At 71.6% G+C, this 18,357-nt stretch carries 14 protein-coding genes; 5 read left to right on the forward strand and 9 right to left on the reverse strand.

Annotated elements, in window-relative coordinates; translation table 11 throughout:
- Positions 1 to 94: 94 nt before the first annotated feature.
- On the forward strand, positions 95 to 250 hold the full coding sequence (locus Q4I23_RS19550) for a hypothetical protein (protein ID WP_498527285.1): 156 nt from the start codon (positions 95 to 97) through the stop codon (positions 248 to 250).
- Positions 251 to 276: 26 nt separating this feature from the next.
- On the opposite strand, the gene Q4I23_RS19555 is transcribed toward Q4I23_RS19550, so the two are convergent.
- The 5 genes from Q4I23_RS19555 to Q4I23_RS19575 all read right to left on the reverse strand — a co-directional run bounded on the left by Q4I23_RS19555 (position 277) and on the right by Q4I23_RS19575 (position 5,916).
- On the reverse strand, positions 277 to 1,563 hold the full coding sequence (locus Q4I23_RS19555) for a bifunctional folylpolyglutamate synthase/dihydrofolate synthase (RefSeq protein ID WP_498527286.1): 1,287 nt from the start codon (positions 1,561 to 1,563) through the stop codon (positions 277 to 279).
- A gap of 7 nt (positions 1,564 to 1,570) precedes the next feature.
- A complete protein-coding gene (accD, locus tag Q4I23_RS19560) occupies positions 1,571 to 2,551 on the reverse strand; it encodes an acetyl-CoA carboxylase, carboxyltransferase subunit beta (RefSeq protein ID WP_498527287.1) in 981 nt (326 codons plus the stop codon).
- Positions 2,552 to 2,600: 49 nt separating this feature from the next.
- Positions 2,601 to 3,443 carry a tryptophan synthase subunit alpha gene (gene trpA, locus Q4I23_RS19565; RefSeq protein WP_498527288.1) on the reverse strand — a complete coding sequence of 281 codons (843 nt, stop codon included), beginning with the start codon at positions 3,441 to 3,443 and terminating at the stop codon, positions 2,601 to 2,603.
- A complete protein-coding gene (trpB, locus tag Q4I23_RS19570) occupies positions 3,440 to 4,657 on the reverse strand; it encodes a tryptophan synthase subunit beta (protein WP_014238652.1) in 1,218 nt (405 codons plus the stop codon). Before trpB ends, trpA begins: the two co-directional genes overlap by 4 nt.
- A 215-nt stretch (positions 4,658 to 4,872) precedes the next feature.
- Positions 4,873 to 5,916 (reverse strand): amino acid ABC transporter substrate-binding protein, encoded by a 1,044-nt coding sequence (locus Q4I23_RS19575; protein WP_454020112.1) that lies wholly within the window; start codon positions 5,914 to 5,916, stop codon positions 4,873 to 4,875.
- A gap of 206 nt (positions 5,917 to 6,122) precedes the next feature.
- Between Q4I23_RS19575 and Q4I23_RS19580 the strand changes: the two genes are divergently transcribed.
- Positions 6,123 to 9,761, forward strand: a complete 3,639-nt coding sequence (locus tag Q4I23_RS19580; RefSeq protein ID WP_498527289.1) for an ATP-binding protein — start codon at positions 6,123 to 6,125, stop codon at positions 9,759 to 9,761.
- A gap of 87 nt (positions 9,762 to 9,848) precedes the next feature.
- Entirely contained in the window at positions 9,849 to 12,245 is a 2,397-nt protein-coding gene (locus Q4I23_RS19585) for a sensor histidine kinase (RefSeq protein ID WP_498527290.1), read from the forward strand.
- 10 nt (positions 12,246 to 12,255) lie between these two features.
- Here Q4I23_RS19585 and Q4I23_RS19590 read toward each other — a convergent pair whose 3' ends face one another.
- The 3 genes from Q4I23_RS19590 to Q4I23_RS19600 form a co-directional block, all read right to left on the reverse strand.
- A complete protein-coding gene (locus Q4I23_RS19590; protein ID WP_498527291.1) occupies positions 12,256 to 13,617 on the reverse strand; it encodes an NAD(P)/FAD-dependent oxidoreductase in 1,362 nt (453 codons plus the stop codon).
- A 219-nt stretch (positions 13,618 to 13,836) separates the two neighbouring features.
- A complete protein-coding gene (locus Q4I23_RS19595; protein WP_498527292.1) occupies positions 13,837 to 15,216 on the reverse strand; it encodes an ATP-binding protein in 1,380 nt (459 codons plus the stop codon).
- 1 nt (position 15,217) lies between these two features.
- The gene (locus Q4I23_RS19600) at positions 15,218 to 15,943 is read right to left on the reverse strand and encodes a response regulator (RefSeq protein WP_149164499.1); all 726 of its coding nucleotides are present in this window, start codon (positions 15,941 to 15,943) and stop codon (positions 15,218 to 15,220) included.
- 186 nt (positions 15,944 to 16,129) lie between these two features.
- Between Q4I23_RS19600 and Q4I23_RS19605 the strand changes: the two genes are divergently transcribed.
- Complete coding sequence (locus Q4I23_RS19605) at positions 16,130 to 16,708, forward strand: Spy/CpxP family protein refolding chaperone (RefSeq protein WP_200484766.1); 579 nt, start codon at positions 16,130 to 16,132, stop codon at positions 16,706 to 16,708.
- Positions 16,709 to 16,774: 66 nt separating this feature from the next.
- Here the strand turns inward: Q4I23_RS19605 and Q4I23_RS19610 are convergent, their stop codons facing one another.
- Positions 16,775 to 17,797, reverse strand: coding sequence for an NAD(P)/FAD-dependent oxidoreductase (locus Q4I23_RS19610; RefSeq protein WP_498527293.1), 1,023 nt, complete (start codon positions 17,795 to 17,797; stop codon positions 16,775 to 16,777).
- 210 nt (positions 17,798 to 18,007) lie between these two features.
- On the opposite strand from Q4I23_RS19610, the gene Q4I23_RS19615 reads away from it, so the two are divergent.
- A partial coding sequence (locus tag Q4I23_RS19615; protein WP_498527294.1) for a hypothetical protein occupies positions 18,008 to 18,357 on the forward strand: 350 nt, incomplete at its 3' end.

An 18,357-nucleotide genomic window follows, 5' to 3' on the forward strand; every position in this document is an offset into this window, starting at 1 on the left:
GGCATACGAGATAGCTGTTATAGTCTCGTGGGCTCGGAGATGTGTATAAGAGACAGATGCCGACGAGCCTCTGGACCTCGTTGAGCCGGTCCCCATGAACGCGCCGCAAAAGCCCAAGCCCGACGCCATCAGGCCGGCGGAAGGCAACGAGTCCGGCAAGAAAACCGCCAAGGACGATTCGGGCACGCTCGGCAAGACCCTCGCCGCGCTGCGCAACATGCTGGAACTGGACGGCAAGCAGGGGCGCTGAGCCCCCCGCTTGCCCGTCCCTTCGAATCAGCCGTTTTCCGCCAGGACCGTGCCCGCCAGATAGAGCGAGCCGCAGATCAGCACGCGGGCCGGCCCTTCGACCCGCCCCGTCAGATCCTCCAGGGCGCTGCTCACGTCCGCTGCCGCCGCGCTGTCGGCGATGCCGCAGGCCCGGGTGGCCGCGGCGGTGTCCTCCGCCGCCAGCGACGCCTCCTCGCCGGGGATGGCGACGGTGCGGGCGGCGGTGACGAAGGGCGCCAGCGGACCCAGGAATTCCTGCGGCTCCTTGCTCGCCAGCATGCCGTAGACCAGCAGCAGCGGCCGTTGCGGCTCCTCCTCCGCCCAGCGCGCGGCCTGGATCGCCAGAACCTCACCTGCCGAGTCGTTGTGGCCGCCGTCCAGCCACAGCTGCCAGCCGGCGGGCAGCCCGTCGGCCAGCGGACCGCGGGTCAGCCGCTGCAGACGGGCCGGCCACTCCACGGCGGCGAGGCCGCGGCGCACCGCTGCGTCGTCCACCGCCACCGGCAAATGGTCCAGGCAGGCCAGCGCCACCCCGGCGTTGACGATCTGGTGCGCTCCGGCCAGCCCCGGCAACGGCAACTCGATGCGGCGGCAGGCGCTCTCGAAGCGGAAACCGCCCTCGGTCGGGGTGACCGACCAGCCGGAAACCGGCGCACCCACCGTCTCGGCCCGGATGGCCAGGGTGCGGGCGGCCTCCTCCGCGGGCTGCGGGAAGATCACGGCGGGGACGCCCGGCTTGAAGATGCCGGCCTTCTCGCCCGCGATGGCTTCCAGCGTGTCGCCGAGGAACTGGCGGTGGTCGTAGGAGATGCGCGTGATGGCGGTGACCGCCGGGCGGTCCACCACGTTGGTGGCGTCCAGCCGCCCGCCCAGCCCGGTTTCCAGGAGGACCACGTCCGCCGGCTCCCGCGCGAAGGCGAGCAGGGCGGCGACCGTCGTCACCTCGAAGAAGGTGATCGGCCCGCCGCCGTTGGCGGCCTCGCATTCCTCCAGCAGGGCGGCCAGCCGGTCGTCGTCGATCAGCGTACCGGCCAGCCGGATGCGTTCGTGGAAGCGCACAAGGTGCGGCGAGGTGTAGACATGCACCCGCAGCCCCGCGGCCTCCAGCATCGCCCGCAGGAAGGCGAGCGTGGAGCCCTTGCCGTTGGTGCCCGCCACATGGACCACCGGCGGCAGGCGCCGCTCCGGATGGTCCAGCGCGGCGAGCAGCCGGTGCACGCGGTCCAGCGACAGGTCGATGACCTTGGGATGCAGGCTCTTCAGCCGGTCGAGAACCGGATCGGCGAGCGACATCGCGGGATCAGGCCGGCTGCTCGGAGCCGGTCCTCTCGGCGCCAGCTTGGGCCGGCGTCTCGTCGGCGGCCTCGGCCTGGCTGCGCGGCTCTTCCGCCTGGACGGCCGCGGCCGGCAGCGCTTCCGACGGCACAGCCAGGACCGGCTGCATCAGCAGATTCAGAACGCGCGACAGGGTCGGGCGCAGGTCGCGGCGATGGACGACCATGTCCACCATGCCGTGCTCCTGGAGATATTCGGAGCGCTGGAAGCCCTCCGGCAGGGTCTCGCGGATCGTGCTCTCGATCACGCGGGCGCCGGCGAAGCCGATCTGCGCGCCCTTTTCGGCGATGTGGATGTCGCCGATCATCGCGAAGGAGGCGGTCACGCCGCCGGTCGTCGGGTCGGTCAGCACCACGATGTAGGGCAGGCCGGCTTCCTTGACCATCTCCACCGCGATGGTGGTGCGCGGCATCTGCATCAGCGACAGGATGCCTTCCTGCATGCGGGCGCCGCCTGAGGCCGGGACGACGATCAGCGCCGCCTTCTGGGCGATGGCGGTGCGGGCGGCGGCCAGGATGCCTTCGCCCACCGCGATGCCCATCGAGCCGCCCATGAAGCCGAAGTCGAAGGCCGCGACGACCGCCGGCTGCCCGCCGATCAGGCCGGAGCCGACGACGATGGCGTCATGGCGGCCCGTCTTGGTCTGGGCTTCCTTCAGGCGGTCGGTGTAGCGCTTCTGGTCGCGGAACTTCAGCGGATCGACCACCGACTTCGGCAGCTCGACCGACTGGTAATCGCCCTCGTCGAACATCGAGGCCAGCCGCTTGATCGGGTCCAGCCGCATGTGGAAGCCGCAATGCTGGCAGACGTTGAGGTTCTCCTCCAGATCGCGGTGGAAGAGCATCGCCTCGCAGCTCGGGCACTTGTGCCAGAGGTTGTCGGGAACCTCCTTGCGGGCATAGAGGGCGCGGATCTTGGGGCGGACGTAGTTGGTAAGCCAGTTCATTGAATTCTTCCTGATATCCCGCTCAGCCGGCGCTCGCAGGCCGGCGCACTCAACCGCGCGCGCCGCGCACGCCGCCGGCCAGTTCCCGGACGAAGCCCAGCACATCCTCGGCCAGACCCGGACGGGCCTTGCCGTCCGCGTCCAGCCCGCCGGCCAGCCGCGTGACGATGGCCGAGCCGACCACCGCCGCGTCGGCGACGCGGGCGACATCGGCCGCCTGCTCCGGCGTCTTGATGCCGAAGCCGACCGCCACCGGCAGGTCGGTGTGGCGCTTCAGACGCTCCACCGCGGCGCCCACCGCGGCGTTGTCGGCGCTGGCCGCACCGGTGATGCCGGCGATCGACACGTAATAGACGAAGCCCGAGGTGTTCTGGAGAACCGTCGGCAGGCGCTTGTCGTCGGTGGTCGGCGTCGCCAAACGGATGAAGTTCACCCCGGCCTTCAACGCCGGGATGCACAGCTCCTCGTCCTCTTCGGGCGGCAGGTCGACGACGATCAGCCCGTCCATCCCGGCCTCGATGGCGTCGGCCAGGAAACGGTCCACCCCATAGGCGTGGATCGGGTTGTAATAGCCCATCAGGATCACCGGCGTGTCGGCGTCCGTTTCGCGGAAGCCGCGCACGAGGTCCAGCGTCTTGCGCGCCGTCGTCCCGGCGTGGAGCGCGCGCAGGCTGGCCGCCTGGATCGCCGGGCCGTCGGCCATCGGGTCGGAGAAGGGCAGCCCCAGCTCGATCAGGTCGGCGCCCGCCGCGGGCAGGCCGTGCAGGACGGCGCGGCAGGTCTCCAGGTCCGGGTCGCCCGCGGTGATGAAGGTGACGAGGCCGGCGCGGCCCTCCGCCTTCAGCGCGGCGAACCGCCGGGCGATGCGGCCATTGTCAACAGCGACACTCACAGCTTCACTCCCAGATGCTGGGCGACGGAGAAGATGTCCTTGTCGCCGCGGCCCGACAGGCAGAGCACCATCAGGTGGTCCTTGGGCAGTTTCGGGGCGCGCTTCACGATCTCCGCCAGCGCGTGCGCCGATTCCAGCGCGGGGATGATGCCCTCGGTGCGGGCGCAGAGCTGGAAGGCGTCCAGCGTCTCCTGGTCGGTGGCCGAGACATACTCGACGCGCCCGATGTCGTGCAGCCAGCTGTGCTCCGGCCCGACGCCCGGATAATCCAGGCCGGCGGAGATGGAATGGCCTTCCAGGATCTGCCCGTCCTCGTCCTGCAGCAGGTAGGTGCGGTTGCCGTGCAGCACGCCGGGGCGCCCGCCGGTGATCGAAGCGGCGTGGGCCAGCGGTCCCTTGTCGATGCCGTGGCCGGCGGCCTCGACCGCAACCATCTGCACCGACGGGTCGTCGAGGAAGGGATGGAACAGGCCGATGGCGTTGGAGCCGCCACCGACGCAGGCGACGAGGCTGTCCGGAAGGCGGCCCTCCAGCTCCTGCATCTGCACGCGCACCTCGTCGCCGATCACCGACTGGAAGTCGCGGACCATGGCGGGGTACGGGTGCGGGCCGGCGGCGGTGCCGATCAGGTAGTAGGTGTCGGCGACGTTGGTGACCCAGTCGCGCAGCGCCTCGTTCATCGCGTCCTTCAGCGTCCGCGCGCCGGAGGTCACCGGAACCACCTCGGCCCCCAGCAGCTTCATGCGGAAGACGTTGGGCTGCTGGCGGGCGATGTCGGTCTCGCCCATGTAGATGACGCAGGGCATGTCGAACAGCGCGCAGACCGTGGCGGTCGCGACACCGTGCTGGCCGGCGCCCGTCTCGGCGATGATCCGCTTCTTGCCCATGCGGCGGGCGAGCAGGATCTGGCCGATGCAGTTGTTGATCTTGTGCGCGCCGGTGTGGTTCAGCTCCTCGCGCTTGAAGTAGATCTTCGCGCCGCCGAGCTTCTCCGTCAGGCGTTCGGCGTAGTAGAGCGGGTTCGGGCGGCCGACATACTGCTTGAGCTGCTCGCGGATCGCGCCCTCGAAGGCGGGATCGGCCCGGGCCTCGCGGTAGGCTTTCTCAACCTCAAGGATCAGGGGCATCAGCGTCTCGGCGACGAAGCGTCCGCCATAGATGCCGAAATGCCCGCGCTCGTCGGGACCGGAACGGTAGGTGTTGGGTCTGGTCATGGCCTGGGAAACTGCCTGAAGCGGGCCGCGCGGCGCCCGGAAGGCGCCACCATAGCGGCGGATCGCCCGGATTTGAAGCGTTCGCCGAACCTTTCGCCGAACATGCCCACAACATGGGAAAAGCCGGCGCGAAGGCAATGAGGCAATGCGGCATGGCCGGCCAAGCGGCATGGCGGAGCGCCGCTGCCCGCCCACCGCTCACCGCTCACCCGCCCTCATCCCCCAAGCGGCGGGGCGTAGTGCAGGCCGCCGTTCATCCACAGCCCGTTCATCCCGCGGTCGATGCCCAGCGGCGAGGCGGCGCCCAGATGGCGATCGAAAATCTCGCCATAGTTCCCGACCTGCGTGACCACGCGGAAGGCCCAGTCGTCGTCCAGCCCCAGCCCCCAGCCGACCCCGGTGGTGGCCCCGAGGAGGCGGCGCACCTCCGGATCCTCGGCCTCCTCCTTCAGACGCGGGGCGTTGGCGGCGGTGATCCCCTTCTCCTCGGCCAGGACGGTAGCCAGGAACACCCAGCGCACGATGTCGAACCATCGCCGCTCGTCCGGGCGGACCATCGGGCCCAGCGGCTCCTTGGAGATCGTCTCCGGCAGGATGACGTAGTCGTCGCGCTCGGGGGCCTTCAGCAGGCGCTGGGCGTGCAGCCCGATGCGGTCGCTGGTGTAGAGGTCGCAGTGATGGTTGAAGAAGGCCGACAGCGCCCCCTCGGTCGAGCGCACCGGCTTCAGGCGGAAGCGCACGCCGGTGCGGGCCATCCAGTCCTCCAGGTTGCGCAGGGTGGTGGTCTGCTCGATCACGCAGACGGAAGCGCCGGGCGGCAGATCGGACAGTCGGGCCACGCCTTGGGCGCGGTGCGCGATGAATCCCTGGCCGTCGAACAGGTAGACCGCCGGGAAGTCGATGCCGAAGGTGGCGTCGCGCTGCAGGGTCCAGGTCGTCCCCTCCATCACCACGTCCACCTCGCCGTTGCGCAGGATGGCGAAGCGGTTCTCGGAGTTGGTCTCCACGAATTCCACCCGGTCGGCCTTGCCGGCGACGGCGGCGGCCAGCGCCCGGCACATGTCCACGAAGAAGCCGCGCCAGTTGCCGCTGTCGTCCACCGCCGCCAGACCGGCGCCGCTGGACGAGACGCCGCAGCGCAGCAGCCCGCGCTCCCGCACGTCCTCCATGGTTTCGGCCCGCAGGCCGGCGGATGGCGCGGACACCGCCGCCGCCAGGACCGCGACGACCATCGCGGCGCGCGCGAAAGACCGGACCAAGCCCATCGACCATCCCTCTTTGCCGCCCACGGATCAGCTTTGGTCCGGCAACCGGCGCGGGTCAAGCCCGCTTGGCGCTCCCTTGCCCGGCACTCCCTTGCCCGGTGCCCGAGTGCGCAGCGTGCGATTGCGACGCGGGGGTGTGAATTGCGCCCGGTCGATTGCCCGTGTTATCTCAAGCGGACGACAAGAATCGAGGGACGGGCATGCGGCTTCCCCGGCTGGGCGTGGCGTTTCGCATCCTGGCGGGTCTGACCGTGATCGCCGGCCTGACCGCCGCCACCGGCGTGGTGGCCGTCTCCCTCTTCGGCCGCTTCCATGAGGGGTTCGAGCAGATCGCCACGGCCAAGGTGCCGGGCCTTGTCAACGCCTCGCAGCTGGCCCAGCAGAGCGGCACCCTGGCCGCCAACGCCCCGGCTCTGGTGGCGGTGCAGAGCCAGTCGGTGCGCGAATCGGTGATGGCCCGGCTGAGCGACCAGATCGCCCTGCTGGAAGACCTGATGAACCGGCTGCGCGACCGCGGCACCGACGTAGCCGACGTGGCCGAGCTGCAGCGCCGCAAGAACGAGCTGATCGCCAACCTGATGACCCTGAACACCCAGGTGGAGCGCCAGCTCGCCGCCGCGGCGGAGACGGGCGGGCTGGTCGGCCGCCTGATGCAGCTGGCCGAACGCATCCGCAACGCCGAGGAAGCGCTGCGGGACAAGGCCACCGCCCCCCGGACCCTGGAGGAGTGGGAGGAGGCCCGGGGCGTCGAACGGCGGATCGACCTGTGGACGGCGGAGGCGCAGCACGCCGTCCTGCTGATGCTCGCCGCCTCCCGCGCCGACCACGAGGCTCGGGTGGACCGGCTGCGGCAGGACTACCGCGCCGCGATGGACCGCGCGGCGGAGGTCGTGGCCGCCCTGCCCCCCGGCGCCGCCTTCGACCTGGAGCCGCTGTACCGGGAGCTGGAGACGCTGGGGCTCGGGGAACACAACCTGTTCAACAGCCGCCTGACGGAAATCGGGCTGGCCCGCGCCATCAAGGGCTCCATCGCGCGCAACCAGAACGTCTCCGACCGGCTGGTCGGCGCGGTGTCCGATCATTTCCTGACCATTGAGCAGGACATCGCCGCCCGCTCCGGCGAGTTCGAGCGGGTGATCCGCGACGGCAAGAACGCCATCCTGGCGATGGCCGTGGTCTCCATCCTCGGCGCGCTCGGCATCTTCCTCTACATCCACCGCAACGTGGTGCGGCGGCTGCGCGGCCTGCAGTCGGCCATGGCCGCGTCCGCCGCCGGGCGGTCCGTCGCCATCCCCACCCACGGGCAGGACGAGATCGCCGACATGGCGCGCGCCCTGCACTACTTCGTCGCCACCATCCGCTCGCGCGAGCACGCCCTGTCGGACAGCGAGCGCCGCCTGCGCGCGATCCTGGAGCAGAGCCCGGTCGGCGTGTCGATCGGGCGGCCCGACGGCTCGGTGGCCTTCGCCAACGCCCGCGCGGCGGAGCTGGCCGGGCTGCCGCCGGACGCCTTCGTCGGGCGCCGCCACGCGCTGGCCCTTCCCGGCGCCACCCTGCAGGGACGCGCCCTGCCGCAGGACGGCCCCGGGCTGGTCGCCCGAGACGTCGAGGTGGCGGTGGACCGCCCCGACGGCAGCCGCGTCTGGGCGGTCCAGACGCTGCAGCGCACGGAGTTCGAGGGGGAGCCGGCGATCCTCGCCTGGAGCTACGACATCACCGGCCGCAAGCGCGCCGAGGAGGATCTGCGCCACGCCAAGGAGCAGGCGGAGGTCGCCGCACGCTCCAAGTCGGAGTTCCTGGCGACCATGAGCCACGAGATCCGCACCCCGATGAACGGCGTGCTGGGCATGCTGGAGCTGATCGCCCTGACCCCGCTGGACGCGGAGCAGACCGAACTCGTCACCACCGTGCGCGACAGCGCGACGGCGCTTCTGCGGATCATCGACGACATCCTGGACCTGTCCAAGATCGAGGCGGGCAAGCTCGACCTCGACGAGATGGACCTCGACCCGCGCGAGCTGGTGGAGGGGGTGGCGGAGCTGCTGGCCCCGCAAGCCCACCAGAAGGCGCTGCTTCTCGTCTGCGACCTCGACCGCAAGGTGCCCGCGGCGGTGCGCGGCGACCCCGGGCGGCTGCGCCAGATTCTGTTCAACCTGACGGGCAACGCCATCAAGTTCACCGACGCCGGTCGGGTCGTCCTGCGCACCCGGCTGGAGCCGTCCGACGCCGGGTCGGACCGGCTGCGCCTGCGCTTCTCGGTGGAGGACACCGGCATCGGCATCAGCGGCGCCGGCCAGGCCCGACTGTTCCAGCCCTTCAGCCAGGCCGACAGCTCGACCACCCGCCGCTTCGGCGGCACCGGGCTGGGGCTGGCCATCTGCGCCCGTCTGGTGGAGATGATGGGCGGGCGCATCGGTGTGGAGTCGGCGCCGGGCTGCGGCGCCACCTTCTGGTTCACGGTCGATCTGGCCCCGGGGGACCCGCGCACGGTCCCCGGCGACGACACCGACCTGACCGGCCTGTCCATCATCGTGGCGGACCCGGACCCGGTGCAGCGCGCCGTTCTGATCCGCGCGCTGGAGGACAAGCGCGCCGCCGTCGCCGACGCCACGACGGCGGACGAGGCGGTGGAGTTGCTGACGATGGCCGACGCCGACCTGCTGGTCCTCTCCGACGGCCTGCTGGAACACCATCCGGACGACGCGCCCGGCGCGCCCAACCCGCGGCTGTCGGCGCCGGCGGTGCTGGCCCGTATCGCCGCCGCCGGAGTCCGCCCGCCGCCCACGCTGCATCTGGTGGACGGGCGGGAGCAGGCCGGCGACTGCCCACCGGAAGCCGGCGGGGACGGCGCGCCGTCCGTCGGACTGCCGCGGCGCCACGACCATCTCGGCCGCCCGATCCGCCGCGACGCCCTGTTCCGCCGTCTGGCCGCCCTCGCCGGGCGCGCCGTTCCCCCGGACCGCCAGGCCGATTCCCCGCTTGCCGTGACGGATGGTGGTCCGGCGGCCATCAACCCGGCGATCAACCCGGCGATCAACCCGGCGGCGCCCCCGCCGACGATCCTGGTGGCGGAGGACCACCCGACGAACCAGCAGGTGATCCTGCGCCAGCTCCGCCAGCTCGGCTTCGAGGCCGACCTGAGCGGCGACGGGCTGGAGGCGCTGACCGCCTGGAGGGCCCGGCCCTACCGCCTGCTGATCACCGATTGCCACATGCCGCGCATGGACGGCTACGAGCTGTCGCGCCAGATCCGCAGCGCCGAATCGGCTTCCGAACCGGCTCCCGGTCCCCGCCCGCGCACCGCCATCATCGCCATGACCGCCAACGCCCTGGCTGGCGAGATGGAGCGCTGCACCGCAGCGGGGATGGACGACTACATCGCCAAGCCGGTGACCCTGAAGCAGCTCGCCGCCGCCCTGAACCGGGCGCTGGGCGAAGGCAGCGTCATGCCCCCCGACGAGCCGCCCGCGGCGGAGCCCGCCGCGACGGCGGAGCAGGCGCTGGACCTCGACCATGTCCGCACCACCTTCGGCGGTTTCGACGCGGCGTCGCTGGACATGCTGGATTTCTTCCTCGAAACCACCCGCCCCCTGCTGGACGAGGCCACCGTCGCCCTGCAACGGTGCGACCTGGAGGCCGTCCGCGGCACCGCCCACACGCTGGCCGGGGCGGCGCGCACGGCGGGGGCCAACCGGCTGGGCCGCGCCGCGTCCGCCCTGGAACTCGCCGCTCATCGCGGCGACCCGGACGGAGCCGAGCAGGCCCTGGCGGCGGTGCGCGCCGCCTACCCGGCGGTCGAAGCGGCGATCCGCGCCCTACGGATCGGAGAAGCGGTTTAGCCGGGAGAAAGGGCCGCACCACCCCGAAAGTGGCACCACCGCCGGCCCGCCTTGCTCCGCCGGGAGGCGTGGACTAGTCTCACCCGCGTGAGTGTCCTGACCCGATCATACGCCTTCGCCGCGCTGGGGCTGGCGGTGGGAGTCGGCCTGATGGCCGGGCCCTCCGGCTCGCCCGCCGTGCTGGGCTTTGCCGGCGTCCTCGGCGCCGCCGGGTTCGGCGGACTGTTCTGGACCGGCAGGGAGCGCCGCCGCAGCGACCGGCTGGCGGCCGACGTGGCGCGCCTGGAGGCCCTGCTGGCCGCCTCCCCCCACCCCTGGTGCGCCTGGAGCGCCGATGGCGCCGTCAGCGCGGCGCCGGGCTGCGCCGGGCTGCTCGGCGTCGTGCCCGGCCAGGACATCGCGGGCGCCTTCACCGACACCGACGCCCCGCGGGTCGCCGAGGCCGTCCGCCGCCTGCGCGCCACGGGCGAAGGCTTCCGAGTCGAGGCGACGACCCGCGGCGGACGGCGCCTGCTGCTGAGCGGGAGGCGGGCCGGCGGGCTGTCCGAAGGAACGGAAGGCGCCGGGCACCGGGACGCCGGACACCAGAACGTCGTCTGGCTGGAGGACATCACCGACCGTTGCACCGAGCGGGAGACGCTCACCCGCGAACAGCGCGACGCCGAATCGGCGCTGGCCGAGCTGCGCGCGGCGGTGGACGCCCTGCCGCTGCCGGTGTGGCTGCGTGGCGCCGGACAGACGCTGTCCTGGTGCAACCGTGCCTACGCCCGTGCCGTGGATTCCGACCCCGCCGCCGTGCCGGAAAGCGGCAAGGAGCTGAGCGACGCCGGGCGCTCCCTGGCGCAACGCGCGCTTCGCAGCGGGGTCGCCCAGTCGGAGCGGGTCTCCACCGTCATCGGCTCCGAGCGTCGCCTGCTGGAGGTCACCGAGGCCCCCCTGCCCGCCCCCGACGGCGGCGGCACGCTGGTCGTCGGCTACGCGCTGGACGTCACGGCGGTGGAGGAGATGCGCGGCGAACTGAGCCGCCATCTCGCCGCCCATGGCGAGGTGCTGGAGCGGCTGGGTGCGGCCATCGCCATCTTCGGCGCCGACACGCGGCTGACCTTCTTCAACCAGGCCTACGCCCGGCTGTGGGACCTGGAGGAGTCCTGGCTGCGCAGCCAGCCCACCCACGGCGAGATCCTGGAGGAGCTGCGCACCCGCCGCCGCCTGCCCGAATACGCCGACTACCAGAGCTACAAGCGCGAGCGGCTGAGCCGCTACACCCGCCTGCTGGAGCCGGTCGAGGAGCTGATGCACCTGCCGGACGGCACGACTCTGCGCAGCCTCGCCGCCCCCCACCCGCTGGGCGGGCTGATGCAGATCCTGGAGGACGTGACCAACACGCTGGCCCTGGAATCCTCCTACAACACGCTGATCGCCGTGCAGCAGGAGACCTTGGACAATCTGGCCGAGGGCATCGCGGTGTTCGGCGGCGACGGGAGGCTGAAGCTGTCCAACCCGGCCTTCGCGCGCGTCTGGGACCTCGACGACGAGGACCTGCTGGGCGAGCCGCACATCTCCGGCCTGTTCGAGCGGATGCGGCCCTTCCTGGAGAACGGCGGCGACTGGGACAGCCTGAAGGACGAGATGATCGGCGCGACCCTGGAGCGCGCCGTGCGCTCGGGCCGTCTGGAGCGGGCGGACGGGTCGGTGGTGGAGTTCTCCACCCTGCCGCTGCCCGACGGGGCGGTGCTGAACAGCTATCTCGACGTCACCGACAGCGCCCGGCTGGAGCAGGCGCTGCGCGCCTCCAACGCCGCGCTGGAGGCCGCCGACCAGTTGAAGAGCGAGTTCATCGCCAACGTCTCGCACCATCTGCGCAATCCGCTGAACGGCATCATCGGCTTCGCCGAGGTGCTGGCGAACCAGTATTTCGGCGAGCTGAACCCGCGCCAGATCGAGTATGTGAAAGGCGTCCTGAACGCCGGCGAGCGGCTGCTGGAGCTGATCGACGACGTGGTCGACATGACCAGCCTGGGCGCCGGGGTGACCACGCTGGACCGTGGCACCGTGGACGTGCCCGACCTTCTGGATACGGTGGGCGAGCTGACCCGCGAATGGGCGCGGCGCGAGGGGCTGCGGCTCGACCTCAGCGCCCCGTCGTCGCTGGGCGAGGCGGAGGGCGACGAGCAGCGGCTGAAGCAGGCGCTGTTCACCCTGGTCGTCGGCGCCATCCGCCACCCGCCGGCGGACCGCCGCATCCTGCTGTCCGGAGAGCGGAAAGCCGATGCCCTCGTTCTGACGGTGGGCAGCGGCACCGGGCCGGGCGAGGCCGCCCTGCCCTCGCGCTACGACCGCAACGACCCGCGCGGCGCCGCGGCGCTCGGCCTGTCGCTGGTCCGCAACGTCATGGAGCTGCACGGCGGGCGGCTGGAGGTCGAGGAATGGCCGGGCCACGGCACCCGCTTCCGCTGCGTCCTGCCGCTCCCGCCCGCCTCCTGATCCGAAACCCTCAGCCCTGGCCGCGCCGCGCGTCGCGGAAGGGCTCGGCGCTCCCGCCGTGCGGCGAGGTGACGGCCTCCGCCGCGGCGACCGGGCGGTCGGTGGTGATGAGCCGGGCGCCGCGCTGGTAGGTCGCCCAGCGCCACAGCCACTGCATGGTGACCAGCATCCGCTTGTGGAAGTTCACCAGCAGATAGACGTGGACGATCGCCCACAGCACCCAGGCGAACCAGCCCTTCAGTTTGCGCGTCCCGAAATCGAAGACGGCGGCGCTGCGCCCGACGATGGCGGTGTTGCCTCGGTTGCGGAAGCGGAAGGGCTCCAGCGGCTGGCCGCGCAGCAGGCTGGCCTCCAGCCCGCCGCCGAGATGCTCGCCCTGCTGCTTGGCGACCTGGGCCAGACCGGGCAGCGGCTTGCCGTCGTCGCCGGCCAGCGCCGCCGTGTCGCCCAGCGCGTAGACGTCGGGCACGCCCGGCACCGCCATGTCGGCACCGACCGGGATGCGCCCGCTGCGGTCGGTCTCCACCCCCAGCCAAGACCCGGCGGGCGACGCCTTGACCCCGGCACCCCACACGATGGCGCCCGCCGGGATGAAGCGCCCGCCGACCGTGGCACCCTCCGGCGTGATGCTCTCCACCGCCTGCCCGGTCAACACGACGACACCCAGTTCCTCCAGCTTGCGGCGGGCGTACTGGCCGAGGTCGTCCGGGAAGGTGGACAGGATGCGCGGCCCGGCCTCGACCAGCAGGACGCGGGCGGTGCGCGGGTCGATGCGGCGGAAGTCGCGGGCCAGCGTGAAGCGGGCCAGTTCGGCTACCGCCCCGGCCATCTCCACCCCGGTGGGGCCACCGCCGACCACGATGGTGGTCATCAGCGCCTTCTGACGGGCCGGGTCCTCGCACATCTCGGCCTGCTCGAAATTCATCAGCAGCCGGGCGCGGATCCGCCGGGCGTTCTCGATGGTCTTCAGGCCGGGGGCAATCTCCGCCCAGTCGTCGTGCCCGAAATAGCTGTAGGAGGAGCCGGTGGCCAGCACCAGCCGGTCGTAGGGAACGAAGCTGCCGTCGGCCAGCTCCACCCGCTTGGCCGCGCGGTCGACGCCGGTCACCTCACCCATCACCACGTCGATGTTGGGGTGCCGGCTGACGATCCGGCGGATCGGCTCGGCGATGTCGGCGGGCGACAGGGCGGCGGTCGCCACCTGATAGAGCAGCGGCACGAACAGGTGATAGTTGTTCCGGTCGATGATGGTGACGCGGATGTTCGTCCCGCCCAGGGCCTCCGCACAGGCCAGTCCGCCGAACCCCGCGCCGACGATCACGACATGGGGGCGGCTGTCCACGGGCGAGGGGGTGCGGTCGATCTGCGGCACGGCGACGGTCTCCGGTCAAGACAATCCTGCACCGATAACCGCCGATGCCCCGCCGATGTTGCGGTGCATAATCCCTTCTCCCCCCTTGGGGAGAAGGTCAGGATGAGGGAGCGGCCGCAGGCCGGAAAGGCTCTGCAACGAGGCTGCGTTTCCGCCCTTCGGGCACCCCCTCACCCAACCCTCTCCCCGGAGGGGCGAGGGCTTTGACGCACCCCGCCATCACCGCGGCAGGGTCACAGTCACCCGCAGCCCTCCCTCCGGGCGGTTGGACAGCGCGATGTCGCCGCCGTGGCCGCGCACCACCGTGCGGGCGGTGGCCAGCCCCAGCCCCACCCCGCCGGTGTCGCGGGAGCGCGAGCGCTCCAGCCGGTAGAAGGGGGCGAAGACCTTCTCGAACTCGGCCTCCGGGATACCGGGGCCGCTATCCTTGATCTCCACCCGCAATTCCCCGTCCGCGGGCCGCAAGCGCACGGTGAAGCCGCCGCCATAGGCGATGGCGTTGTCCATCAGGTTGGCGAAGGCGCGGCGCAGGGCCACCGGACGGCCGTCCACCGTGGCGTGCGCCGGCCCCTCGTAGGCCGCCTCGTGCCCGGCGTCCACGCGGTCGTCGCACAAGCTCTGCAACAGGTCGGCGAGGTCGAGCGGGCCGCGCGGCTCGTGCTTGGCGTCGTCGCGGGCGAAGGCCAGCGTGGCGTTGATCATCGCCGCCATCTCGTCAAGGTCGGCGAGCATCTTGCGCTGCATCTCCGGGTCCTCGACCAGTTCGGCGCGCAGGCGCAGGCGGGTCAGCGGCGTGCGCAGATCGTGGCTCATCGCCGCCACCATCTGCGTGCGGTCGGCGACGAAGCGGGCCAGACGCGCCTGCATCCGGTTGAAGGCGCGGGTGGCGGCGCGCAGCTCCTGGGGGCCGGCTTCGGGCAGAGGCGGCGCCTCGCCGTCCACGCCCAGCCGCTCCGCCGCGTCGGCGAAGCGCGCGATGGGGGCGGTCATGCGGCGCGCGGTCCAGACCGAGACCAGGGCCACCGCCCCGACGATGCCGGCCATCCACAGCGCGAAGCGCAGCAGCCGGAACGGCCCCTCCAGCGGGTCGCCGCCGACGAAGGTCAGCCAGGACCCGTCCCTCAGCCCCACCGACAGCCGGACGTCGGTGCCCCAGCGGTGCTCGTCCACCGGGAAGGGGCCGGGCATCGGGCGCTCCCGCCGGACCTCGACCACCACGGCGCGGTCGGGATCCTCCAGCTCGCCGCGGATGGCTCGGCGCAGCCGGTCGAAGGGAAAGCCGTCGCGCTGGTTGGCGAAGCGCGGCGTCTCGGGGTTCCAGTCCACCCGCAGCACGGGGTCGTCGATCGCCTTGACCAGCCGCCGCCGCTCCTGCGGCGGGGTGCTCTCCACGAGCTGGACGATGGCGGTGACGCGCTGGACGAGGACGCGCAGGCTGTGGGCGGGCGGTCCCGGAGGACGGTCGGTCAGGTAGACCAGCGCGCTGACCGCCTGGGTCAGCAGCAGCGCCAGCACCACGGTCAGAACTAGCCGCGAGGCGATGCTGTCCGGCAGCCAGCGCCGGGCCACCAGCAGGCGGCTCTTGCGGGCAGTCTCCAACTCAGCCTCCCGTCACCGCCGGGGTGAACAGATAGCCGCCGCCGCGCACCGTCTTGATCATGGTGGGGTCGGCCGGGTCGGGCTCGATCTTGCGGCGCAGGCGGCTGACCTGCACGTCGATGGAGCGGTCGAAGGGCACCGCCGAGCGGCCGCGCGCCAGATCGAGCAGCTGGTCGCGGGTCAGCACCCGCTGCGGATGCTCCACGAAGGCGACCAGCAGGTCGTATTCCCCGGCGGAGAGCTGCACCAGCACCCCGTCGGGCGAGCGCAGCTCCCGCTTGGCGAGGTCGAGCGTCCAGCCCTCAAAGCCCAGCGTCTTGCCCGTGGCGCCGCCGGCCACCGGCGGGCCGGAGGCGCGGCGCAGCACGGCCTTGACGCGGGCCAGCAGCTCGCGCGGGCTGAAGGGCTTCGCCAGATAGTCGTCGGCCCCCATCTCCAGCCCGACGATGCGGTCCGTCTCCTCGCCCATCGCGGTCAGCATGATGACCGGCGTCTGCGCCGTCTCGGGGGCGGCGCGCAGGCGGCGGCACAGGCTCAGCCCGTCCTCCCCCGGCATCATCAGGTCGAGCACGATCAGGTCCACGCGCGCGCTGTCCAGCGTGCGCATCATCTCCACCCCGTCCTTGGCTCCGGTCACGCGGAAACCGTGCCGCGTCAGGAACTGCGACAGGAGGGTGCGGATTTCGCGGTCGTCGTCGACCACCAGCAGGTGAGGTGTGCGGTCCATGGAACGCATGATCCGATGCGCGGGCGCCGGGGTGAAGAAGAAATGTGTAACGCCACGTTACGGGGAGCCCGGCTGTTACACAGCGTTACCAATTCACGGAAGGCCGGACATCAACCGGATACGTTGCCGGCCCATCATCGGGGTCATCGGGAACGCAAGACCCCGTCGATAACAAGGAGCATCCCCATGAAACGCGCTATGATGACCACCGCCGCGCTGGTTCTCGGTCTCGGCCTCGCCGTGCCGGTCTTCGCCCAGCAGCAGCCGGGTCCCGGCGCCGGCCCTGGCCCCGGTCCGGACGGCGGCCGGCATTTCTCCCGGATGTGCGAGGACCAGGACGCCCGGCTGGCCGGCATGCTGGCCTACGCCGAGAAGAAGCTGAACATCACCGACCAGCAGCGCGCCGCCTGGACCAAGTTCGCCGACGCCGCGAACGCGAGCCAGAAGCCCACCCAGGACCTCTGCGCCAAGTACAAGGACCAGCCGATGCCCGCCGCCGCCCCGGCCCGGCTTGAGCGCATGGAGGCCATGATGTCGGCCCGCCTCGCCCAGCTTCAGCAGGTGCGCCCGGCGCTGACCGACCTCTACGCCCAGCTCACCCCGGACCAGCAGAAGCAGGCCGACCGCTTCCTCGACCGCGCCGGGCACGGCATGATGGGCGGTGGCATGGGTGGTCCGGGCATGCGCCACCACGGTCACGGCCCGATGCACGGCGAAGGCCCCGGCCGCGGTCCGGGTCCGGGTAATGGCCCCCGCGGCGGCTGATCTCCTGCCTCCCGTCAGCCGCTGACGGAGCGGGCCGCCGGTACCCCCGGCGGCCCGTTTCCGTTCTTACTCGGCGCCGGGAACACCCTTGGAGGTCGAATATTCGAAGTGCAGCGCCTCGCCCGGATGGACCAGCGGGTGGATGGCGTGGGCCGCCTGCGCGGCCTCGGAGAAGCCGCAGAGGATCAGCTTCAGCTTGCCGGGATATGTGGCGATGTCGCCGATGGCGTAGACGCCGGGGGCGCTGGTGGCGCAGCCGGGCAGGCTGACGCCGATGTGGCTGCGCTCCAGGTTCAGGCCCCACTCGGCGATCGGCCCCAGATTCATCGACAGGCCGAAGAAGGCGAGCAGCGCGTCGGCTGGCAGGTCCTTCTCCTCGCCGTCCATCGTGGCGACGCGCACGGCGGAGAGCTGGCCGTTCCCGCCCACCAGACCGGAGAGCTGGTAGGGCACCACCATCTCCACCTTGCCCTCGCGGACCAGGACGTCCATGCGGGCGACGCTTTCCGGGGCGGCGCGGAACTTGGGCCGGCGGTGGACGACATAGACCTTCTCCGCCACGTCGGCCAGCGACAGCGTCCAGTCCACGGCGGAATCGCCGCCGCCGGCGATCACCACGCGCTTGCCGGCGAAGTCCTGCTTGCGGCGGACCATGTAGAAGACCGACGTGCCCTCATACTGCTCCAGCCCGTCCAGCGGCGGGCGGTTGGGGCCGAAGGCGCCGCAGCCGGCGGCGATGATCACCGCCTGGGTGTCGATGCGGGTGCCGATGCTGGTCTCCACCAGCCAGCGCCCTTCGTCCGTCCGGGTCAGCTTCTCGACCTGCTGACCCAGATGATAGGTCGGGCTGAAGGGGGCGGCCTGCTCCGCCAGCCGGTCGATCAGGTCGGCGGCCTCGATGGCCGGGTGAGCCGGGATGTCGTAGATCGGCTTTTCCGGGTAGAGCGCCGTGCACTGCCCGCCCACCATGTCCAGCGCGTCCACCACATGGCATCGCATCTTCAGCATGCCGCATTCGAACACGGCGAAGAGACCGACGGGGCCGGCGCCGACGATGACGACGTCGGTGCGATGGACGGTGTGCGACATGGGACGCGCTGCCTTGTGCAAACGGGGGAACGATGACGCCTTCAATTGTCCGGTTTCGCGCGCCCGGTCAACCCCGCCCTGCACGGCGAGAGCGAACGGCGCGCGCAAAATGGGTGCGATCCCGCCGATTTCCTTCTGGGCGCGCGGTCGCGGTGGGGTAGGATTTGCGCGTTTTCCCCGTGCCGGAGCGGCCGCGATGAAGGACTGGCGATGAAGGAGCTGCGCTGCCTCGTGTTCACCGACCAGGAGGTCGTGAAGGCCGTGCTCGACCGCCGCCGCCGGATGCGCGAACCGCTGCCCAACGGCACGGTCGGCAAGGTCACCTACCGCCCCGGCCAGCCCGGCGGCGGCGGGGTGGAGACGCTGATCCAGGTCACCGGGGACGAGGGCGACGACCGCAGCATGACGCTGCACGAGTCCGAGGTCGCGGCGGCGCTGGTGTCCTACTGCATGGGGCGCAAGATCCCCCTGCCCGTCGAGTCCGACAAGATGATCCACCTGATCAACGGCGCCCTGACGCCTGTCTCTTATACACATCTCCGAGCCCACGAGACTATAAC

It is taken from the genome of Azospirillum sp. UFLA03-27 (genome assembly GCF_059803775.1).

Coding starts and splice junctions, on each gene's coding strand:
- Q4I23_RS19605 (WP_200484766.1), top strand. CDS start 16,130: ATGAAACGCGCTATGATGACCACCGCCGCGCTGGTTCTCGGTCTCGGC.
- Q4I23_RS19550 (WP_498527285.1), top strand. CDS start 95: ATGAACGCGCCGCAAAAGCCCAAGCCCGACGCCATCAGGCCGGCGGAA.
- accD (WP_498527287.1), bottom strand. CDS start 2,551: ATGAACTGGCTTACCAACTACGTCCGCCCCAAGATCCGCGCCCTCTAT.
- Q4I23_RS19555 (WP_498527286.1), bottom strand. CDS start 1,563: ATGTCGCTCGCCGATCCGGTTCTCGACCGGCTGAAGAGCCTGCATCCC.
- Q4I23_RS19600 (WP_149164499.1), bottom strand. CDS start 15,943: ATGGACCGCACACCTCACCTGCTGGTGGTCGACGACGACCGCGAAATC.
- Q4I23_RS19580 (WP_498527289.1), top strand. CDS start 6,123: ATGCGGCTTCCCCGGCTGGGCGTGGCGTTTCGCATCCTGGCGGGTCTG.
- trpB (WP_014238652.1), bottom strand. CDS start 4,657: ATGACCAGACCCAACACCTACCGTTCCGGTCCCGACGAGCGCGGGCAT.
- Q4I23_RS19610 (WP_498527293.1), bottom strand. CDS start 17,797: ATGTCGCACACCGTCCATCGCACCGACGTCGTCATCGTCGGCGCCGGC.